The sequence below is a fragment of the Psychrobacillus mangrovi genome (genome assembly GCF_037104765.1).
Taxonomy (GTDB): Bacteria; Bacillota; Bacilli; order Bacillales_A; family Planococcaceae; genus Psychrobacillus; species Psychrobacillus mangrovi.
Window position 1 is genome coordinate 211,117 of record NZ_JBAWSY010000001.1, and the last position, 22,473, is coordinate 233,589.

The 22,473-nt window shown below is 36.4% G+C and carries 17 protein-coding genes and 1 pseudogene; 3 read left to right on the top strand and 15 right to left on the bottom strand.

Going from position 1 to position 22,473, the window contains the following annotated elements:
* Nucleotides 1-22: 22 nt before the first annotated feature.
* From WAX74_RS01110 to WAX74_RS01120, 3 genes are all read right to left on the bottom strand, one after another.
* Nucleotides 23-1,903: an ABC-F family ATP-binding cassette domain-containing protein gene (locus tag WAX74_RS01110; protein ID WP_336495813.1), complete on the bottom strand. Its 1,881-nt coding sequence runs from the start codon at nucleotides 1,901-1,903 to the stop codon at nucleotides 23-25.
* Nucleotides 1,900-2,535 (bottom strand): HD domain-containing protein, encoded by a 636-nt coding sequence (locus WAX74_RS01115; RefSeq protein WP_336495814.1) that lies wholly within the window; start codon nucleotides 2,533-2,535, stop codon nucleotides 1,900-1,902. Before WAX74_RS01115 ends, WAX74_RS01110 begins: the two co-directional genes overlap by 4 nt.
* Nucleotides 2,536-2,874: 339 nt before the next feature.
* Entirely contained in the window at nucleotides 2,875-3,030 is a 156-nt protein-coding gene (locus WAX74_RS01120) for a hypothetical protein (protein WP_336495815.1), read from the bottom strand.
* 40 nt (nucleotides 3,031-3,070) lie between these two features.
* On the opposite strand from WAX74_RS01120, the pseudogene WAX74_RS01125 reads away from it, so the two are divergent.
* Nucleotides 3,071-3,307: pseudogene (locus WAX74_RS01125) on the top strand (IS1595 family transposase); the annotation flags it as partial.
* Between the two features lie 123 nt (nucleotides 3,308-3,430).
* Complete coding sequence (locus tag WAX74_RS01130; RefSeq protein WP_336495816.1) at nucleotides 3,431-3,802, top strand: VOC family protein; 372 nt, start codon at nucleotides 3,431-3,433, stop codon at nucleotides 3,800-3,802.
* A gap of 507 nt (nucleotides 3,803-4,309) precedes the next feature.
* Here WAX74_RS01130 and arcC read toward each other — a convergent pair.
* The 9 genes from arcC to WAX74_RS01175 form a co-directional block, all read right to left on the bottom strand.
* A complete protein-coding gene (gene arcC, locus WAX74_RS01135; protein ID WP_336495817.1) occupies nucleotides 4,310-5,245 on the bottom strand; it encodes a carbamate kinase in 936 nt (311 codons plus the stop codon).
* Between the two features lie 19 nt (nucleotides 5,246-5,264).
* Nucleotides 5,265-6,176: an oxamate carbamoyltransferase subunit AllH family protein gene (locus WAX74_RS01140; protein WP_336495818.1), complete on the bottom strand. Its 912-nt coding sequence runs from the start codon at nucleotides 6,174-6,176 to the stop codon at nucleotides 5,265-5,267.
* Nucleotides 6,177-7,451: a YlbE family protein gene (locus WAX74_RS01145; protein ID WP_336495819.1), complete on the bottom strand. Its 1,275-nt coding sequence runs from the start codon at nucleotides 7,449-7,451 to the stop codon at nucleotides 6,177-6,179.
* 68 nt (nucleotides 7,452-7,519) lie between these two features.
* Nucleotides 7,520-9,265: an acyl-CoA synthetase FdrA gene (gene fdrA / locus WAX74_RS01150; protein WP_336495820.1), complete on the bottom strand. Its 1,746-nt coding sequence runs from the start codon at nucleotides 9,263-9,265 to the stop codon at nucleotides 7,520-7,522.
* Nucleotides 9,266-9,457: 192 nt separating this feature from the next.
* Nucleotides 9,458-10,507 carry an ureidoglycolate dehydrogenase gene (gene allD / locus WAX74_RS01155; protein WP_336495822.1) on the bottom strand — a complete coding sequence of 350 codons (1,050 nt, stop codon included), beginning with the start codon at nucleotides 10,505-10,507 and terminating at the stop codon, nucleotides 9,458-9,460.
* Nucleotides 10,508-10,555: 48 nt separating this feature from the next.
* Nucleotides 10,556-11,608 carry an ureidoglycolate dehydrogenase gene (gene allD / locus WAX74_RS01160; protein ID WP_336495823.1) on the bottom strand — a complete coding sequence of 351 codons (1,053 nt, stop codon included), beginning with the start codon at nucleotides 11,606-11,608 and terminating at the stop codon, nucleotides 10,556-10,558.
* 23 nt (nucleotides 11,609-11,631) lie between these two features.
* Nucleotides 11,632-12,396 carry a (S)-ureidoglycine aminohydrolase gene (gene allE, locus WAX74_RS01165; RefSeq protein WP_336495825.1) on the bottom strand — a complete coding sequence of 255 codons (765 nt, stop codon included), beginning with the start codon at nucleotides 12,394-12,396 and terminating at the stop codon, nucleotides 11,632-11,634.
* Between the two features lie 55 nt (nucleotides 12,397-12,451).
* Entirely contained in the window at nucleotides 12,452-13,702 is a 1,251-nt protein-coding gene (gene allC, locus WAX74_RS01170) for an allantoate deiminase (protein ID WP_336496195.1), read from the bottom strand.
* Nucleotides 13,703-14,098: 396 nt separating this feature from the next.
* Nucleotides 14,099-15,475, bottom strand: coding sequence for a uracil/xanthine transporter (locus tag WAX74_RS01175; RefSeq protein ID WP_336495826.1), 1,377 nt, complete (start codon nucleotides 15,473-15,475; stop codon nucleotides 14,099-14,101).
* 404 nt (nucleotides 15,476-15,879) lie between these two features.
* Between WAX74_RS01175 and WAX74_RS01180 the strand changes: the two genes are divergently transcribed.
* The gene (locus WAX74_RS01180; protein WP_336495827.1) at nucleotides 15,880-17,538 is read left to right on the top strand and encodes a PucR family transcriptional regulator; all 1,659 of its coding nucleotides are present in this window, start codon (nucleotides 15,880-15,882) and stop codon (nucleotides 17,536-17,538) included.
* Nucleotides 17,539-17,802: 264 nt separating this feature from the next.
* Here WAX74_RS01180 and WAX74_RS01185 read toward each other — a convergent pair whose 3' ends face one another.
* The 3 genes from WAX74_RS01185 to WAX74_RS01195 all read right to left on the bottom strand — a co-directional run bounded on the left by WAX74_RS01185 (nucleotide 17,803) and on the right by WAX74_RS01195 (nucleotide 22,439).
* Entirely contained in the window at nucleotides 17,803-19,200 is a 1,398-nt protein-coding gene (locus WAX74_RS01185; protein WP_336495829.1) for an NCS1 family transporter, read from the bottom strand.
* Between the two features lie 860 nt (nucleotides 19,201-20,060).
* Nucleotides 20,061-20,444 carry a RidA family protein gene (locus WAX74_RS01190; protein WP_336495830.1) on the bottom strand — a complete coding sequence of 128 codons (384 nt, stop codon included), beginning with the start codon at nucleotides 20,442-20,444 and terminating at the stop codon, nucleotides 20,061-20,063.
* Between the two features lie 330 nt (nucleotides 20,445-20,774).
* Nucleotides 20,775-22,439: a PucR family transcriptional regulator gene (locus WAX74_RS01195; RefSeq protein ID WP_336495831.1), complete on the bottom strand. Its 1,665-nt coding sequence runs from the start codon at nucleotides 22,437-22,439 to the stop codon at nucleotides 20,775-20,777.
* Between the last annotated feature and the right edge of the window lie 34 nt (nucleotides 22,440-22,473).

The window sequence follows — 22,473 nt, forward strand, 5'->3', positions numbered from 1 at the left end:
ATGTTTTCCTCCCAAATATCTTTCAAGAAGAAGCTATCTCTTCCAAATAAGACCAACGTTCGATTAATTGCTCGTATTTTTCGTTTTCTTCATCTAATTGAGCAGTTAACTCTTGAAGTAGAGTAAAATCTGAACCTGCCTTAGATAATTTGTCTTCTAATTCAGCAATCAGTTGTTCTGTCTTTTCAATATTATTACCTATGGTTTCCCATTCACGCTGTTCTTTATAGGTGAGTTTTTTCTTCTCTTTTATTTGTTTGACTTCTACTTCTTCTATTTTAACTTCATCAACTTGTTTAGGGGTAATCTTTTGCTCTTCTAAATAATCAGAGTAAATACCAAGCCATTCCTTCACTTTGCCATCACCATTTAAAATCCATAACTTTTTAGCAATACGGTCTAAGAAAAATCTATCATGGGAAATAGTAATAATTACACCAGGGAAAGTTTCCATAAAGTCTTCTAAAACAGACAATGTTTGAATATCTAAATCGTTCGTAGGTTCATCTAGTAATAACACATTAGGTTGTTCCATAAGCATTTTTAATAAAACAAGTCGTTTTTTCTCCCCACCTGAAAGTTTTCCAATTTGCGTACCATGTGTATTTAAAGGGAATAAGAATCTTTCTAGCATCTGGGCAGCAGAAAATTTCTCTCCAGATCCTGTTTCGATTAAGTTAGAAGATTCGCGAACATACTCAATCATTCTCATCTGCTCATTCATTTCAGGTAATTGTTGTGTAAAGTGCATTAACTTCACTGTTGAACCAACAATAATTTCACCTGAATCCATCTGTATTTCACCAGCAAGCATTTTAAGAACGGTACTTTTTCCTACTCCATTAGGACCTACAATTCCTATTCGATCTCCCGCTTGTAAAAGAAAGTTAAAATTATCTACTATTTTTTTTGTTCCAAACTGTTTTGTAATAGAATTTCCTTCTAACACTTGCTTACCTAATCTTGTCGTCGCTAACTCCATTTCTAGATTCTGATTGGAATTATCACGATCAATTTTTGATCCTATTTCCTCAAAGCGGTCTTTTCGCGCTTTTTGTTTCGTCGATCTGGCTTTTGCCCCTCTTCGAATCCATTTCAATTCGTTTCGGTACAAGTTTTGTAATTTTTGCTGAGAAGAAGCATTCATTTCTTCTCGAATTGCTTTTGACTCTAAATAATCTGCATAGTTACCGGAATGTGTGTACAGCGTTTTATCAGCTAATTCATAAATATGTGTAGCCACAGCATCTAGGAAGTAACGATCATGTGTAACAAATATGATGGCACCTTCCACTCTTTGTAACATTTCCTGTAACCAATCTGTTGACTCTTTGTCCAAATGGTTTGTAGGTTCATCTAATAGAAGTAAGTCAGCAGGCTCAATCAATACTTTTGCAAGGGCAACTCTTTTTTGTTGACCACCAGATAAATGTAAAACAGAATCTTCAAATTGCGTGATTCCTAATTTTGTTAAAGCTGTTTTTGCTAGAGCATTTACATCCCATGCTTGTAAGTCATCCATTTGTGATTGCAAATTCATCAATTTATCCTGTAATGCAGTAGAGTTTGAGTCTTCCATTAAAGCAACTAATGCTTCTTCATATTCTCGGTTTATTTTTAATATCGGTGAATCCCCACTAAATACTGCTTGAAGCACTGTCTCTTCCTTTTCAAAAGTAGGTTGCTGATCTAAATAAGCAATTCTATATTTGTTGGGATGATCACGCTCAATTGAATCAGCTTCTAACTGCCCAGCAATGATCGATAGAAATGTTGATTTTCCCGTACCATTTATTCCAATCAATCCTGCACGGTTTTGATTATTAATCGTAAATGATATATTTTCAAATAGTGTTTTTTCACCAACAGTTTTCGTTAAGTTTGAAATAATTAAATGACTCATATCAATTCCCCAGTTTCTTTTCTTAAGTTATGCAAAAAAGATTCCATAAACGCATGTCTTTCTTGCGCAAGTTCTTTACCTTTTTCCGTTAGCATTCCATCAGCAAGTAATAATAATTTTTCATAAAAGTGAGTAACAGAAGCTGTTTCTTTTAATCGATATTCTTCCACAGACATATTTGAACGCGGCGTTTCACTAGAGTCATAAAGCTTCCTACCTTTTGCCCCGCCATATGTAAAAGTACGTGCTATTCCAACAGCACCTATTGCGTCCAACCGATCCGCATCTCGAACAATTTTAGCTTCGATTGTATTGGGTTCTTCTTCATTTCCACCATTGAATGAAATCGATCGAATTACTGCTTTTATATGTTTTACTTTTTCGTCTGGCAAATGAAGTAAACTAATAATACGAGTTTCTTCTGATTTCTCCATGTCATTAGCATATTTAGGATCGCTGACATCATGTAATAGAACTGCTAGCTCCACAATATCCTTATCTGCATGTTTATATGTTTCTAATATTTCTAATGCATTCTTTCTAACTCTTTCAATATGTTGAAAGTCGTGACTAGCATCAAAATGCTTGTACACTTCTTTTACTAATTGTTCACATTTTTCAATTGTATTCATACTATCTAACTCCTTAGAGAAACTCGTCTTCTTATTATATACAATAACATAGTTGACTTGTATTAAGATGTATTATTATTGCTAAATCCTTGTAATATCAAGGTTTTCGGAGAAACACAAATAGAACTATGCAAAATAAAGCATAAAAAGAAGGTCATTGGGGCTTGGTGATAAAATTGGGGCTAACCGATCCATAATTTTGTTCATTTATTGCTATTTTTTCAAGCTCCAACGCTATTTCGGATGCACCAAGAAGAGCATCATTTCGCATATTCATTGGTGTAGTTCCAGAATGTGAAGGTGTTTCTATTATTCTAATAGAAAATCTAACCGGAGCTGCTATTTCGGTAACAATACCAATCTTTTTGTTTCGTTCTCTAATACTGGACCTTGCTCTACATGCAGTTCAAAAAAAGCCTTTATTTTTTCATCTTTCCTATTCGCATAATGGACACTATCAATTTCAAGTGCACATAAAGAAAACGCCTGTTCCAATGTAACTCCATTACGGTCTTTTAAATAAGCAAATGGTAGGGAGCGAGTTAAAGGGATTTATCATATCCAGAATGTAAATAGTTATCACAGCCGTTTAAAGAGCTAGATGGAGCGTTTTAATGGTGTAGCGACTAAATATCTAGACCATTATTTGAGCTGGTTCCAATTCTTAGACACCATCAAACATATAAAAGATAACTTTACGATAACCAAAATGGTTTTAGACAGTTGTTCTTTCTCAGTTAACATAACTTATGATAAACTAATGTTATCGTAATTTTCCGAATAATAGGAAGTTTATTGTTCCGTTAAAGGGCAGGTTAATTCAATAATCGGAAGGAAAAAGGTATATAGAAAGGGAACTATTTGATATACCAGATTAAATAAAGGAGAGAAGGTTATGAGTAAATCATTTATTGAACAAGTACATTATATTAGAATTCCAGTAAAAGATTTAGAACTGTCTGCACAATGGTATAGAGATGTATTAGGGCTCCAGTTACTAAACAATACTGAGGAACTTGCAATTTTAAAAGTAAATGAAGGACCTTTCTTACTTATCTTAGTTCCCACCGAAGATGAAACATTTGCACATTTTACAATTGATAATGAACAAGAATTTAGCATAGGCTTTACAAGTCCAGAATTATCTAAATTTTATCAACACTTAATTGATAATCAAGTTAAGGTCGAGGATATAAAAGAAGATAATGGTCATGCCTTTTTCCACTTTTATGACCCAAATGGTAATAAACTTCAAGTACACTGGTAAGATTATAATAAATAAATTACCTTATTTCATTAACGGGTGCTTTAGCGGAATAAGAACGGGAACGTCCAAATCAGACGTTCCCATATTTTTTGCCTGAAACAACAATTCTATTTAACAAAGCCTATTAAAAAAATTATTTGATATCTTTGCTTAATATCCATATAGATATCTCCTGCCTAACCATCATAGATTCTGTTTATTATAAATATTCAGAATATTATAGTCGTTAATAATGGAAGTATTTTTTAAAGATTGGGCATAGCCATGTTTTTGCTTGCAACAATTATGTAGTTAATGAAAAGATGAGAGGACAATGTAGAAAGAAATTAAGAAATTGGTTAAAGGCTCAAGTAATTCTATTAGAGAAAAAATAAATTGTGTACCACTACATTCTTAAAGAAGGTAGTGGTACACAATTTATATATTGATTTAAAACTATTTTAAAGCTTCATACGAAAAACGAGTAATGGCTCCCATTTAATTTAGGGATTTTGTCTACAATTAACCTTACATTACAATACGTGTACCTGTTTTTCCTGCAAGAGCATCTTGAAGCTTATCAATGGAAGTAATGATGACATTCTTTCCGCCTTTTTGTAGGAAAAGAATAGCTGCCTCAATTTTTGGACCCATGCTTCCTTTTGGAAATTGACCTTCTTCCATATAACGAAGTGCCTCTTCAATCGTCACTTCAAATAGATTTTGTTGGTTTGGCGTACCAAAGTTAATAGCAACCTGTTCCACGCCTGTCAAAATGAATAAATAATCCGCATTAATGTCAGCTGCAAGTAATGCACTTGCGAAATCTTTATCAATGACAGCTTCAACGCCTTCTAATATTCCGTTATTTTCGATTACAGGAATTCCGCCTCCACCAGCAGTAATAACGGTAATATCCTTTTCAAGCAATGCTTCAATCGATTCTTTTTCTACGATTTTTACAGGTTTTGGAGAAGCAACAACACGTCTATATCCTCTTCCGCTGTCTTCAACAAACGTAAGATTTCGTTCTTCTACAATTTTCTCCATTTCTTCTTTTGAATAAAATGGTCCAATTGGTTTTGTAGGATTTTCAAATGCAGGGTCATCTTTAGAAACAACTGATTGTGTCACAACAGTAGTAATTGTTTTATCAATATTTCGTTCAACCATCTTATTTTTAAAAGCTTGTTGGATTAAATAACCCAAGTTCCCTTGAGTTTCCGCATCAAGCACATCTAAAGGATATTCTGGTACAACAGATTTAGCCATTTCTCCTCTAATTAACGTATTACCAACTTGCGGACCATTTCCGTGAGTGATCACAACCGTATGGCCTTGCTCCATTAATTCAAGAACAGGCACGGAACTTTCCATGATATTTTGTTGCTGTTCTTCAATCGTACCGATTTGACCTTCTTTAATAATTGCATTCCCGCCAATCGCTAGAACGACTTTACTCATATAAACACTCTCCAACTTTTTAATTTGTTTCTGTTCTTATTCTTAGGTTCCTATAAACCAGCATTCCAATTAGAATACCTAATACAGTATCCAATCCTGAACTGTGTCCAACTCCAAGCAAATCATCTAAGATTTTCTCAAAATTAGAAGCATCACCGCTAGCAAGTGCATTGACCATATCGGAAACGTTTGAGCTATATTCCTGTTTAAGTGCATACCTTAAATATTCTCTTGCCACATCGGTTGTAATCGACTCGCCTTCAATTAGTTCTGAAACTTTTTCATAAAAGGCAGTGGAAAGAAAATGAGAAACGGCATCAAAGGCAAGCAGCCCGACAATCATATCATCCCCTGAAGGAGTCAAGCCTTGTCCTCTTCCAAGAAAGTATCTAAGAACTTTCTCAATTAAACCTTCATCACTCGACATAGCAGCTTCAATCAACATAATCAAATATGGTTCAGTACCAAGCCATTTTTGTTCGCCAGCTGCATGAAACTTATTTAAAAATTCTTTGAATGAAGCATCCAGTCCAGTTTGGTCTTCTATTTCATTTAACTGTAAACAAAATCGTTCAAAACTATCCTTAAAAATAGTTGCGCTTTTTAAAGTAGTTAATTCATTTTTAAAACTATTTCCTTTTTCGATACTGATCGTTACACCTGGTAATTCAATGGAGTTTGTTCTTCTATTCCAAGTAACTGAATCTCCGTTATTTACAGAGGAAACAGCACTTAAAGTAGCCTCTTTCCGGAGATGAATTCCAAATGGCAGTAGACCGTTCTTATTATTCCCAATAAATACTAGAGAATCGCCCATTTTAATATTAAAGCCATTAGAAAAACGACTATGAACGTGTCCATTTTCATTTTTATAAAGAAGGAGAGGAACTAGATAACTATAATCCTCTCCAAAAAGAGTGCAATTATTCATTTATTGTGGATCAATTAGGCCAAGTTTCACAGCGTATGCATCAATTGCTTTTTCAAAGCAAGCTATTGGAGCACGAACTGTACCTGCACCGATTTGGCCGACTCCTGCTTCTTTATGTGCAATACCAGTGTTGATTACTGGTTCGATTCCAGTTTCAACAACTTTTCTTGCGTCAATTCCTAGAGCGGAGCCTTTGAAGTCCCAAGTTGGAATAGAGAAGTTAGGGTTATGATCAATACAAATTTCCATCATATCATTACTTGTACTAACTGCATCGTCCATACCACCAGCACCTACGAAGCGTGTAACACCAGGAGCAGCAATCATTGCAAAGCCGCCTACCCCGAATGTTTCAGTAATGGCACTATCACCCATGTCAGGACAAGCCATGTCTTGATCATAGCCAGTAAAGAATAAACCTTGAGGTGTATTAACTGGTGCTGTAAACCATTGGTCGCCCATACCAGCAATACGGATTCCAAATTCATGACCGTTACGGCACATTGCTGTTACAACAGTACCATGTTGGATTTTACGTGCTGTATCCATTACTGCTTTTGTAGTTGCCATCGCAACATTCAAGAAGAATTGGTCTGTATCAGCCAAGAATTGAATAACATCTTGTTTCTCTTTATCATCAGCATCTGTTTGTAAAATATGTGGCACAAGATCTTTTAAGAAAATAAGTGAACCGGCAATATTACGTTGGTGGAACTCATCTCCCATTGTAATTGCTTTCGCCATCATAACGTTAACGTTTAATCCGTCACCTTTAACTTTTAGAGCTTTAGATAGTGTTGGACCAAGTACATCTCTGAACCATCCCAAGCGGTTGATTACATCTTCAGAATACGCACCAAAACGTAGAACCGCACCAATACCTTCATTCATTGTGCAATATGCGCGATTTCCACCATCACGATTTTCTACAACAAGAACTGGCATACTTCCAGATGTAATCCCTCCCATTGGACCAACCGCGTTCACATGGTGACATGGAATGAATTCTATTTCTCCATTTTCAAGCATTTTAAATGCTTCATCAGCGTTAGATGCCCATCCTTCAAATAATGTAGCTCCTACACAGGATCCTTGCATCGGGCTTGTCATGTTTTCCCATTTCATAGGTGGTCCTGCATGAAGTAATACTTTTTCATTTAATTCTTTAATAACAGATTTAGCTGGAACAACATCCACTAGAAATGGTGCACTCGATACTACTTTATCGATAACTGCTCGGTTTGCTTCGTCAATTGTTTTAAATTGTCCGTACATTATGCTTCCTCCTAAAAATTCATTGGTCATGTAATTCATTGACCTGAAGTTTAAATTAAATTCTTCGATTAACGAAGTACACTTAAAATTTGACGCAATCTTGGGTTGCCGCCAGCAACTGGACGCCAGTCATACTGAACAACTCTTCCGCCGTTAGCAGTAATTGCTTCTGTGAATTTCTTTAATCCAACGTTAACAACATTTGGTTTTTCAGTTAATAATTTTTGGATAGCTTCTGAAACAGTAATTTCAACTGTTGCAGTTTCCTTTGCAGGAACTACTTCTTTTTGTACTTCTTCGATTTGAATATCAAGCATAGCTAGTGCAGTAAGAATTGCTTGGTTATTACTATCACGTAAAATAACTCCAGCTTCTGCTAATTTTGTTTTTTGCTCATCAATGTCTTGTGGATCTTGGTCAGTACCACATACAGATGCTACGAAGTAAATTTCTTTACCTTTTGCTTGTGCATCTTTTTGGATTTTTTCGATGCCAGGGATAAGTGCGCCCGCCATATCTTCATGAGAACCATATCCAAGAACAAGATCAAATAGGATAATCGCAGTTGACTCATCCTGTGCTGCTTTTTGGAAGTATTGAATTCTTGTATCTGGGTCGATCATTGGGTGTGGTTTACCTTGTGTATATATATCATCACCAAGGTCGATCACTTCAAATCCATTTGCATTTAGAAGGTAACCTTCCTCATGATGACCAGTATTATCATAGTTAAGACCTCTACTAATTAAAGTAGCTGCTTCGTAACCTAATGTACCGCCTGAGTATAGACCTTTAATTGTTTTTTGCTCCGGCTTTAACTCTACGGCAGGTACTTCACCTTGTAATGTGTTGTAATTTGGCTTAATTGGGTTGCCTTTAATAAGGTCAACAGCAATCGCAGCTGTTTCTTCAAGCGTGTTAGCATAATACACATTGCCTTCATGGTTATGTGGCTCTTCACCAAGGAATATCGCAACAACTGGTTTAGAAATGCTTTGAAGCAATTGAACAACTTCGTCACGAACTTCTTTAGCAGGTGGTTTTGAGATTAATGTGATTACTTCTGTTTGGCTATGTTGTGCTAATGCTTTAATTCCATCTAACATTGTAACAGCACCGATTTTTTCGGAAAGGTCACGGCCACCAGTACCAATCGCATGGCTAACCCCAGCGCCTAGGCGGTCAATTTCTGTTGTAACTTCTTGAATACCTGTGCCAGAAGCTCCGATAACACCGATTTTTCCAGTTTTCACAACGTTCGCGAATGCTAAAGGTACTCCAGAAACTACTGCTGTACCACAGTCAGGACCCATTACAAGAAGACCTTTTTCATGTGCTTTTTCTTTAATGCGACGCTCATCTTCAACCGTTACGTTGTCACTGAAAATAAGAACGTGCATATCTCTATCAAGTGCTTTTTCAGCTTCTTCAGCTGCATATTGACCTGGTGTAGAGATAATTGCTAAATTCGCACCCGGTAATGCATTTGTCGCTTTATCCCAAGAACGAACCGTTTCAAAAGCTTCTTTTCCAGCAGAGATTGCTTGGTTGTTTAAATAGTTGTCTACTTCATCAAGAACCTCTTGGATCTTCTCTTCTGATTCAGTATCAACAACTATACACATATCATTAGACGCAGCAGCCTCAAGTTCATCTGTGTATAGACCAGCTGCCTTTAAAATATCTTTATTAGCCGGAGTTCCCATCATAATTTGAACTTTGATAATGCCTTCCATTGTTGATATTTTATTTGTAAGAAGCATTAAATTAACTGAATCCTGATAGGAATTCTGTTTAACAATTGTATAAAGCATGTTTGAATGCACCTCTTCTTCATTTTTGTGCTTACCTAAGAATGACTCGTACAATTACTACATTCGTAAATAATTGAAATATTGCAATGTATACAAATAAAAATTCCAAAAATTATATTGGCATATTTATTGTATTCCATTAAGAAGGGCGACTTTCTTTTAAGCCGCCCTTAAGTACAGCGTTTTTTAATATTATTTTGCAAATGGACTTTTATGATCATAGGCATTATTATGAACAACATCTGAAACCAAATACTCATAAATATGATCGACAATTTCAATGCCGTCTTTTTCATATGCTTCTTCTCTTTCAGCACTTCTTTGTCCTGGATAGTAGACCTGGTCATATCCTGGAGCTGGTTTAATTTCATTCAAATCTTGCATTGTTTGAGATATAGCTTCTTTAAAAGAACCAAGTCCAGTAAAAAATTCTGGATTTATAACGATGTGAAGTTGACCTAGATTTCGACCTTCAGTTAAATCACGGTACATAGAGGATACTTTGTTTCCAAATGGCAGACCTAACAGAATGCCAGAAAGAACGTCAACCATCATCATTAGTCCATATCCCTTTGGTCCAGCAATTGGCATCAATGCGTTTACTTTAAATGGATCTGTCGTTGATTCCCCGTTGCTATCAACAGCCCACGTATCAGGAATTGGTTCGTTCTTCGATCTTGCATGGAGGATTTTCCCCCAAGCCTGTACAGTAGTTGCCATATCAAAAGTAATATCTTTACCGTCTTTTCCTGGTGCAGCAAACGCAAGTGGGTTCGTTCCATAATAAGGTTCTGCTCCACCAAATGGAACAACCATTGGGTCGGATTGACATACGGAAATACCAACTAAATCGGCATCAGCCGCTTGCTGAACAAAATAAGAAAGCGAACCGCTATGACCAATTCTTCTTACACCGACTACAGCAACTCCATTTTCCTTGGCTATTTTAATAGCCTCATCCATAGCTAATTTTGCCGCAACGTGTCCAACTCCATTGTCACCATCAAATATCGCTGAACAAGGACCTGTTTTTTCAAATTTAAATTCAGGTTGGTTATTTAATCCGCCTTTAGCAATTCGTTCAGCGTAATACTCAACTCGCATTGCTCCGTGGGAATGAACACCCCTTGCATCAGCATGTACAAGTACATCTGCAACTCCAGAAGCATGATCTTCCGTTAATCCTGCTTTATGAAGCTTTCTAGAAATTAACTCATGTAATTGCTCTTTTGATAATCTCATTCCTCATCACCCTTTGAATTCGACTTTACCCATTTATACTTCAGAAAACTATTTAGCAAACGGATCTTTATGATCATATTGATTGTTATGGATCACATCAGAACGTAAGTACTCTAAAATATCCTCTACAATTTCAATGCCATTTTCTTTATATTCCTCAATTACAACGTCATTATTTTGACCAGGATATAAAACTTTTGAAAATCCTGGTGCAGGTTTAATCTCGTTTAAATCATCCATTGATTGCGAAATATCTTTCTTGAATTGGTTAATGGCACCGAAGAATTCCGGATTAATAACGATATGAAGTTGACCTAATTTACGGTATTCAGTTAAATCTTCGTACATGGAAGATACTTTGTTTCCGAATGGAAGTCCAAGTAAAATACCAGATAAGACGTCAACCATCATCATAAGTCCATATCCTTTTGGTCCTGAAATTGGCAATAATGCGTTCACACTAAAAGGATCTGTTGTAGGTTCACCGTTTTTATCTACTGCCCATGTATCAGGAATAGATTCGTTCTTTGATCTTGCATGAAGAATTTTTCCCCATGCTTGAACTGTTGTTGCCATATCTAAAGTCATGTATTTTCCATCTTCAGAACTTGGTGCTGCAAAAGCAATTGGATTTGTACCATAGTAAGGTTCTGCTCCTCCAAACGGAACAACCATCGGATCGGATTGGCAAACTGTAAGCCCAATCAAATCTGCTTGTGCCGCTTGATGAGTAAAGTAAGAAATTGCACCACTATGAGACATATCTCTTACTCCAACAATAGCAATGCCATTTTCTTTTGCCATTTTAATGGCTTCATCCATTGCCAATTTGGCAGCTGTATGGCCATTTCCGCCATCTGCATGGAAGACGCCTGAGGCAGGACCTGTTTTCTCAAATCTAAAATCAGGGTTTGTATTAATCCCGCCTTTTGCAATTCTTTCAGCATAATATTCTACACGCATGGCACCGTGGGAATGAATCCCTCTTTCATCCGCGAATACTAGAACATCTGCTGCTTGTTCTGCATGGTCTTCTTTCAGTCCAGCCTTATTCAGCTTAGTTTTGATTAGACTTTTTAAGTCTTCTCTTGAAATTCTCATATTGACACCTCATAAATTCCAATTTATAGTTCTGGGTCTCGATTACAGTCTTTAGAGTAAACATAAGTTAATGGTTCTCTGCCAACTGCATATGCTGCTTGATGTACATATGGCGCCATAAAAATATAATCATCTTTTTTAACCGGAATCCATTCATTGTCTAGGTTATACATTCCCTCACCAGATAACAGATATGCACCATGTCCTTGATAATGTGTCTCGACAAATGGGTGGCTAGCTGCTGGGTCGAATGAAAGAATGTGGAAGTTCATATCAAAAGCAATATCTAATGGTAAGAGATCTTTAAGATGTACGTTGTGCATATCATCATAATCCATATACTCAATATCATTCGCATGACCCGAAACGACCCAAGGCTTCTGTCCTTTTAATGGGTTGTGTTTTTGTTTGTAAAGGAAAAGGCGAGAATCACCTGATCCCATATTTTCTAAATACATTGTTACGCCTGGCGGGCAATACAAATAGCCGCTTTCTTCCAGAATAAACTCCTGGTCATCCGCTTTTGCTTTCACTTTTCCGCTAATAACATAAACAAAGCATTGTACATCTTCTTCACCGCAGTAACCTTGGCTGTTCTTTCCACCTTCGTGCATTGTGACTACATAGTCGACAAAGCTAGCACCAAGTTTCGGTGAACCTAAGATGGAAATTCTACAATTTTCAAACCCAGGGATAACATTATTTACTAACCCCTCTGGAGCGATAAGAGCATATTGACCTGGTTTAATAATTGATCTGCTTGAAAGTAAATCTTTTGGATAACCCATTGTTACATTCTCCTTTGTTTGCCTGTATTTTTATCTGTACATCGAATTCACAGTGTTATTCTTTATAACCCAATTCGTAAAGCGCACCAATCAGTGCTTTCACACCTTCTGCCAAATCCGCAGGCTCTGTAAATTCAGCCGGATTATGACTGATCCCTTTAAGACTTGGAACAAACAGCATAGCTGTCGGTACAACTGGAGCAAAGATTTGAGAATCATGTCCCGCACCACTGTGCATTACCTTATAATTGAGACCATTTTCTTTACATTGCTTTTCGATAAGTTCAACGACCTTTTGATCCATTGGAACTGGATCTTCATCCATCCACAGATCAATGTTCATTTCAACTTCATGTTCTTTAGAGATGTCCTGCATTCTTGCTGTCATTTGTTCTGTAAAAGAAATAATGGCTTTTTTATCAGTATGACGAACATCAATTGTGAAAATAGCTTTTCCCGGTACTACATTCACGATGTTAGGATAAGCTTCGAATTTTCCAACCGTCGTCACAAGTGGATCACCGGTTTCTCTCGCCATCGATATAATCTCATGGATCATTTGGCTTGCCGCAAAAACAGCATCTTTCCGATAACCCATTGGCGTTGTACCTGCATGATTAGCTTCACCTGTTATTTCTACCGTATACCGTCTTTGCCCGACAATGTTGTTTACTACACCAATTGCAGTTTTTTCCGTTTCCAAAACGCTTCCTTGTTCAACATGAACTTCTACGAAAGCTTTTAAATCCTTACGCGTACCCTTTGATTCATTTCTGAAGCCAAAGCCCGAATTTTTCATTGCTTCAACAAATGGAACACCGTCGAAGTCTTTGATGGTTTCAACATCTTCGCGTTTCGCTAAGCCGACAATGTTTTTGGAGCCCCAAAACGAGTAAGGAAAACGGCTTCCTTCCTCTTCGGCCATCGAAACGACTTCGATGTTTCTAACTGGTTGACCGAAATGTTTTTTCAAGTATTTCAATGCAAGAATTCCGGCGACAATTCCATATGCTCCGTCAAGACGGCCGCCATTCTTCACAGTATCCACGTGGGAGCCAGTCAAAACAGTTTCGTTTGTGTTTTTTCCTGTTAATGTCCCAAATAAATTCCCAATATCATCAAATCGAGCTTCCAGACCTTCGTTCTCCATCCATTCTTTTAATGCGTGTTGACCTTCAACCCACTCTTTTGTATAGAGTAAACGAGAAACCCCGCCTTCAGGATCTTTTCCGAATTCGGCTAACCATTCAAGCTTACCAGCTGTTTCTTCAGCTAGATGATCAAGCTTTTGTACAATGTCTTTCATATCGTTCACCTATTTCACCACCCTTTTCCGCGCTATGTAATATATAATTATTTTGGTTACGCTATTTATTGTTTGTAATACAAGCGGATAGTATGCACTGAATTGTCTTTTATTAACGTATGGTCTTTAGCTCCACTACTCATTTTATACTTTGGTACAAAAATAGTCTTTGGCACATATAGATGAAGATTTATATTTTAATTAACCAATATGGATAATCACAATCGAAGGTGAACTTACTACGTCCCAGAATGCAAACATCAATTCGATGAGGCAATCGGCAAAGCCCAGTCGTTGAAAATGCTTTCGAAGAAGTTATTACTTTTTTAACCGGTAACTTGAAGTAAGACAAAAGGGCTTGAGAAAATCTCTCAGCCCTTTTTTGTTCCGAATTAATCATTTTGTTTGTAAATCGGATTCATCGGTAATCTTGCTCACTAAATCCTTTTGCTTGCCTTTCTCTTCATTACCATAACTGTCCCATTTGAAAAGGTTCTCTAATAGTAGAGCTAGAATGATCCCCACTAATAATCCACTGCTAAGAACTGGACGAATCACACTTGGAACGGTAACGAAATAAGAAGCAGGAAGAGTCATAATCACAACGCCTACAAATAATGGAACAGCCGAACGATAAATATTGACCGTATTGAATTCAACCTGCTTGAAGAAATTCAAGGAAGAATTTAAAAGAAGCAAATAAGAGACAAATAACGCTGCGCTACCAATGCTTAATGGAAGCTGTGAGAAAAAGTGGCCAATGGGCGGAATGAGGCCCATTACAAGAAACATAAATCCACCAAGAACAAAAGGAATTCTTTTTATTATTCCTGTTTGGCTTAAGAAACCAATCGAAGATACGTAAGGTGAATTTGGAACAAGTCCAAAAAATCCTGCTATAAGTGTGAAAATACCTGTAATCGTAAAGGAAGCTCTATATTCGGATTTTGTCGTTTCCACCTTATACATACTTTCCGTTCCTTTTAGTGCACCAAACGTATTTGCAGTGTTTAACAATCCTGCTATAACAGTCGTAATGATAATTCCAATGTCCCATGCAGGCTTCCCTAAAGGAAATAGCTCAAGGCCAAATGATGTAGCTTCACTGACAGGATTTTCCGGCTTGAAAATAAGCGCATAAATAATCCAACCACCGATAATTCCGATGAGTAAACCATAGCGTCGAACACTTGAAGGCGCCTTCACACTGATCACGATCACAATAATTGCTATAACTATCGATAATAAAGAAATAGATACATTGATTTGTGCATCCTTTGCCTGGTTGCCAAATGGAATACCTAGCATCCCTTTTAAAAAGATTCCAATTAATTGACATCCGAACAAAAACATAAATACACCCATTACGGCAGGATTAAATAACTTGGCTATACGAGGTCCCAGCCCTGTTACACCAATCAAAAAGGTCAAAATCGAGGTAATAATAATTCCAACCGTTAAACTGCCCCCTAAAATAGGTAAAGGCATCCCTTGTGCCACAGCCGTAGTACATAGCGTTAAAATTATACCCCACCATAGTCCGGATTGCCCCTCCATAATGGCTCGTTTATGCCCCAAAAACGCTTGAACGATACATGCCAATCCCGTCACGATAAAGGAAAGCTGAAGCATATTGACAATTGTGCCTGCCGAAAGTTCAAATGCCGATCCGACTGTGATCGGTATGACAACTATGTTCGTAAAAATAAAAAAGAGCCACTGTAAGCCCGAAATCCAGTTACTTGATTTTAATAACTCGTTAATAACAATCACCTTTTCTTTTATGAATAAACACCAGCCTAGATACCCATTAGAATTCCTACTAAGATATCTGTACCGGAAGTGACCAATTTCCTCCTTCTATTTTTGAAAATTGAAGAAGATGTGAATAAAATTGTTTTCCGTCGCGTATAGGAGATATTCCAGAGCGATGGTCGTCCGTTTTCGGCCGTGTTCTACCAAATAGGATTTTATCTGGATCTAAATTAGAACCACTCTATAGTATTCCCTTATTTTTGGTCTTTATCTATATTAGTCTACAGCTATCGATCAGAAATGTCATTGTTTACTATGACCAATTTATGCTTTGATTTTTGTTTACTATTAATATAAAATGAACAGCATAAGAGGAAGATGAATTTTTCTTATGACAGTCTTTATATAGAGAGGGTATTCCCATGAAAACCATTAATGATTTATTTATATTGGAAGGTATGAAAGAAGGTATTGTACTTGCAGGCCACCGCGGTCTAACAAGAAATGTACAATTTGTAAATATATCTGACACGCCTGACGTGATTAATTTTTTGGCTGAAAACCATCTTCTCCTTTCAACCGGATATGCGTTTAAGGATGATACGGAGAAATTCTGCGAGTTAATCAAACAAATGCATGAATTAAATTGTTCTGGTCTTGTCATCAAAATTAGCAGATTCTTTCATCAATTGCCACCTGAAGTAAAATTACTGGCTGATCGTCTTGCATTTCCAATTATTGATTTACCAACAAATCATACATTAGGTGAACTTTCCCGCCATATCCTTAATTATTTGAATGATCACGAGGCAGAGCAGCTATATTATGCACTGCATGTTCAAAAAGAGTTTTCAAATATGCTCATTAAAGGATACAGCTTAAGTGCTCTATTGGAACAATTAGGCCATCTTTTAGGACGTCCAGCTCTTTTATTGAATCACAGGGGAGAAATGATTGCTCAAAGTCATGATTTTTTGAAGGAATCAATGAAGGATATTAAACAGGAGATCCTTCAGAAGGTGAAAGAAGACTTACCTGTTGCAAGAGAAGGGACAACATTTTCAATTCCGTCAAGGGAATATCAAAGCGTTACGACTTTTTCGGTTCATACGAAGCGTCAATATCCAAGTATGCTCGTTATTTTCGATTCACTCACCTTACCTTATCCTTCTTCACAAATGGCAATCGAACAGGCAGGCAATGTCATTTCATTTACAATCGTAAAAGAGCAAGCAATCGAAGAAAACTCTAGATTATTAAAAAATAACTTCTTCGCTGATTTAATCGAAATGAAAATCCAATCCGATGAAGAAATATTTAGCCGCTCGAATTATTATGGGCTGCAAAAAGGCATGGAGAATGTCTGTGTTGTATGTACAATCGATGCCCAAGGGGAAAAATATGAAACGTTGCAGCTTTATGAAAAAAAAGTCGGAGAGTTGCATAATACTGTTTACGACCAGCTTGAAGATGCAATTATACAGGAAAGGTTAGAAGCTACTTTATTCACAAAAGGAAAGTACTTCGCCATGATTTTACAATTTCCGAAATATAGTGATGAAGAAATTAATATGATCACACAATTCATAGAAAATGTCCAAGCAAACTTTAATGGAGATTTAACCCTTTCTTTTGGAGTAAGTCACTCAGTGCCATCCCTTAAAGAAGTACCGACCGTTTATTATGAAGCTGTGGAAGCGATATTGACAGGATACGAACAAAATTTAAAAGGATTTATTAAATATTACAAAACAAAGGATTTGGAGGAATTGTTAAAATCCCTTCCTCGTAAAGACTTAAAAGCACTTTATGAAAATACATTAAAATCATTGGCCTATCCAAAAACAAAGGAAGAGCAGGAACTAGTAAAAACGATTCAAGTTTACTTAGATGCCCAATGTGAGTTTTCGGAAACATCCAGAAAATTATACGTCCATCGAAATACTGTTAAATATCGAATAGAAAAAACAGAGGAACTGCTAAACTGCTCCCTCCGCGATCCGGCTGAATCTTTGCGAATACGCGTAGCCCTCATCATCGGCTCTATTCTTAAAGAAGAGGAAGAAACATTTAGTCATTGAAAAGCGAAAGGCTATTGCCTGAGCTTGAGAACAAAAATCCCAAACCTGTAGTGGTTTGGGATTTTACTATTTATGCGTTCACTTTTGTGGAGCAGTGATTTATCCATTTTCAAATACGACTTCACCATTGACAATCGTTGATATTCAATTATCAGTAAGGAAGGAGAGAATTATACGAACTTTAGATAAACGATTATGCAAATTGAACAACAAAAAATACCTCGTGGAGATGTATTCTCCATGAGGTATTTTTAGATAAAATATTTATTTCTCGAAAATCGTTCCTTTTTTGAAACTTGAACCCTTAAAGGCATATTTCGATAGAAGGTAGTATGCTAATCCAGCTACCAATAAACCAATGATCCATGCTAGGTCTACCTTTATAAACGCAGCGGCTGCCCCGATTAACATTGCTAGCATACCTGCAGGATTATATCCGGCATAAGGTCCTTTTTCATCGTATAAATCTGTAGTATTTACTCTTTGTTTTCTCAAAATATAATATTCAACTAAGAGTATTGCAACAACAGGTCCTAAAAATGCTGAATAGATGAGAACGAACATATTTAGGCCTGTAGCGGACTCTTCCTTAATAAGTAGCCAAGGGAATGCACCGATCGCAAGCAATCCAGCTATAGCAGCAGAAGCCTTATATTTCAATTTTGTCAACAATGTAATGACATACGTTGGTGGAACGATGTTTGCCACCATGTTTGTTGCAATTACTGTAATGACGATAAATGCTGATACACCTACGGAAATATAAGGATTATCAATGATCATTGGGAGGGCCATTGCAGGATTTGTTACTCCCGTTGCAGCAGCTAACATTGCCCCAATGACAATAACAAAACCATATGAAACAGTGATTGGGATGAAGTATAATGCTCCGCGCTTTTTATCACTCAGACCAGTTGTCAATTCTCTGGAATAGTCTGCAGCACTAACAAAGATCCCTGCATAATTCCCTAAAAAGACCATAATGAGCCCAAAGAACGGCAATCCCCATGAGCCTTCTGCTTGTACCCAAGTTTGAGTAATTTCAGTGCTATACTGTGTTAAAAGGATTCCGAAAACATAAATCAGTCCGATTATGAAAACAATAGATGCAACCGTCTCTACCCATTTAATTGCATGGAAGCCGAATTGCGAAAGAACAATCTGGAATAGTTGAAGAGCTACGAAACAGATAAAAATATTATCAAACGATCCATTCGTCACGATCTTTGCTATTTCATTCAAGGCAGTTCCGCCAATCCAGCTTTGAATACCGTACCAGACGATGGCAGGTATACCGCGTAATAATGACGAAATGACTGTTCCTTTTGTACCAAATGACATTCTAAGCTGTATAACGTATGGTATACCTTTTCTATAGCCTAGACGATCATTTAAGGCGAAAATGGTTGAAATGATCCCAATTGCGATTAGAGCCGCCAGCATTGTCTGGAATATGTTTAACGTTGCGATTCCCGCTACAATTACACTGGCACCTAAAGTCATATTCCCTATGTTAACCCCATCACCAAGCCACATAAACACATAGTCTTTTGGCTTAACGGTCCGTTCCTGATTGGATTTCGGATGTAGTGATTCATCTAATCCCGTGATATGTTCAATCTGCGTTTCTGTTGTATCGTAACTTTCATTTGTTGTAGACATATGCCATACTCCCTTTTATCGTAAGATGTATTTAAAGCTACGTTTTTCTTTGACGATAAATAATAGTATAACCTGTTACTATATAATTATTTCACTATACATCGTGTTTGCATTTGGAATGATAATTTTTCTTCCCATAATAGGCAGTTTCACTTTAATTAGTTAAATAATTTCGAGTTACATTAGATTAACTTTATTATCCTCTCGAAAACGTTTTCATTAACAATTCTTATTATACATCGCTTTATAAAGATGGTCTTTATGTCTATTAACCAAAATGAACAAGCGCTCGCTATATACTGTGCATAACAATTGTTACAATAACAGCTTCTTTGAACAATCATTTGTGCACTTTGAACAACCTTTTCCAATGCAAAAACAGGGAAATGAACATAAAAGAGTTGTGTGAAAACCATTGTGAGAACCATCGGATAATTCAAAATAAAACAGGAGGGAATTCGAATTGATATTGGGGAAAAGTTTATAATTCTAAATACCATAGAAGTTGAAACTCATCTTTTACATCAGCTTCTAAAGAAAAAGCACCGGTATTTTAACCAGTGCCTTGCGGATAGAGTGAGGCTGCTCCCACTCAAATTAATTTTGCAGTTGAGCCCATAACATGACAGAAACGTCGATTAAGCAAATGCCCAATTCAATCATATAGAATGGGCATTTGCATTTTATTCCACCATTCCAATAAATGGTAATTTCAATACTAAGTTAGTCTGTCCTATATGATACACTCTTAATATAAACATTTTCCCCAAACGAATTATAATGACTATAATATAAAGTATTTGGGGAATTTATCTTTTGTGGATAATCATCATTTCGATTGAAATTAGTATATAAATTACTTATGATTTTCTCTTAGCAATCATTTCAATCTCTACTTCCGCGCCTAACGGCAATGCTAAAACTGCCACACAAGTCCTAGCTGGGTATGGCTCGTTGAAGAACGTTTTATATACTTCATTCATAGAAGAAAAATGATTCATATCCGTTAGATATACATTTACTTTAACAACATCATCATGTGTTAGATTTGCTGCTTCTAATACTTCTAATAAATTTGTAAAGCATTGTTTTGTTTGTTCTGCAATATTTCCTTGCAAATTTTCTACTGTATCCGCATTCATAGCTGTCTGACCAGATAAAAAAATAAAATCATCTGCTTCTACTGCATGTGAATATGGTCCTGATGCTGTTACATTTTTTGCACGATACGTCTTCCTAATCATCCGATTACACTCCTAATCTTTTCATATGATAAAACAACAAATTCGCCTTGGCGTATTTGTTTCCCCTTTACTTTGCTCAGCTACGCAAGAAAAACAGTGCTCCTGCGCAAGCTCGTCGCAGAAAACAGTGCGCCAAGATTTTATCGAGCTTGCTCGATAAATTACCTTTAAAAATCTGTGGAATTCGCCCGAGGCTTTAACATCATTCAGTCGGTGTTGAACCCCCACTGAATGGATTAACTGTTAACATTCATCTCGTCACTTCTAGATGTGTGATACTTCTGTACCTGTCGCAAGCTTTCTGTACAATAAAACATTTGCTGAATGAAGTTAATACTTATGAATTTTTTCCCGTTCAAGTAGTTCAGTAATCTTTAATCCAATTTGAACTAATAACATTTCTTCAGCATCATCAAAATTCATCCCTGTAATTTCTTTGATTCGTTCAATACGATAGACAGCTGTTTTATGATGAATAAAAAGAAGTTGGGATGCTTTTGTTGCATTTTGATTGCACTGTAAAAAAACTTTTAATGTGGTTAACAAATCTGTTTTATTTGCTTGTTGATAATTTAGCAGCGTTTGTAAAGATGGCGGAATGAAAGTCTTTAACTCTTCGGAATTAGTGAATTGGCCGAGCATCCTAAAGACCCCTAATTCAGAATAAGATGTAATGGATTCTTTACCATTTAAAACCTCTCCAAATTCCAACGCATCTTGAGCCTTCATATAACTTTCGGAAATATTATTTATATGTTCTGATAGCGTCCCTATTCCGACTTGAATAATTATTTCGTTATCTTGTTTTTTCACCAAATCTAAGATAGTCGATACTCTTTCTTTAATTTTGATCAACCATTCTCGATCTTCTATATTGGATTTCCAAAGTACTACTTTTAAACCACTTTTACTGCCAATAATCGCATTTGGTAAATACTGATAAATAGCTTCGTGAAGCAATGTCTCTTCATTACCATTGGATATTCCTCGTTTCACTTGTTTCGAAGAGATAAGTTCATTATTTTTGCTTATTTTGAATAAAACAACTGCAAATGATCCTTCTATATCCCAACCAATTAAATTAGCATCTTGGTAAAGAATATTGGAAGGTATTTTTCCCTCGATTAATTGTTCCAGTAAATCATTTTTAAATCGTTTGTCTACTTCTGCCACAGCAAATTTTTTGACTAATTCAAGCGATAGCGAAGTTGCAGCATTTTCAACTGCAATAAAATCAAGTTCTTCCAAAGGTTTATTCATTTCACCGATTAATAGGTAAGTTTTTATATGGTTAATAGTTTCAATTGGAACGACTATTTGGTGTCCAATTTTCTCTTTTTGCTCAAGGTACTTAACGATTTGACGGTAATGCGGAAATTTCATCTCTTCTGTTTTGTCAATGTGATAATTTTTTTCAACTATTTCGAAATTAGTTAGATAAGGGAGTGTAGAAGCTAAACAAATGAAATTTCGGTCAAATAAGGCGACAGGATTTCCAATTAATTTTTCTAATATCTCAATAATTTTTTCTGAACTTTCATCAGCCAACGATAACGCTGTAAACTGGTCATGGATTTCTTTATAATACTGAAGTTTTTTAACTTGAGTATTCAAAATTTCTTCCATCACAGGATACAGAATATCAACATAAGGGACATCTTTAGGAATTTGAATAATCGGCAACTTACACTTTTCCCCTTCATCGATGATGGACTGGGGAATCTCTTTTACAAAACGATGATTTTTAATGACTAATGCACTAACTTCTTTTTCGGCTAACTTCGCAATAAACTGCTTTTGCTCAATCTCGTTAAAAAAACGAATAGGGTATAAACTTGTTAAAATTAGTTCTCCACCTATTAACCAGTCAGTAATGTCTGGAGCTTCCATAATGGTTGAACCTTTGACAACTTTATGCAAATATTGTTTCCCGCTTAATACAACTGCATTTTTGAGTGATGATAATTTCAAAACATCTTCAACGCGAAATTCCAAATAGCTCTCCTCCTCTCTACTAAGAAAAGGGCAG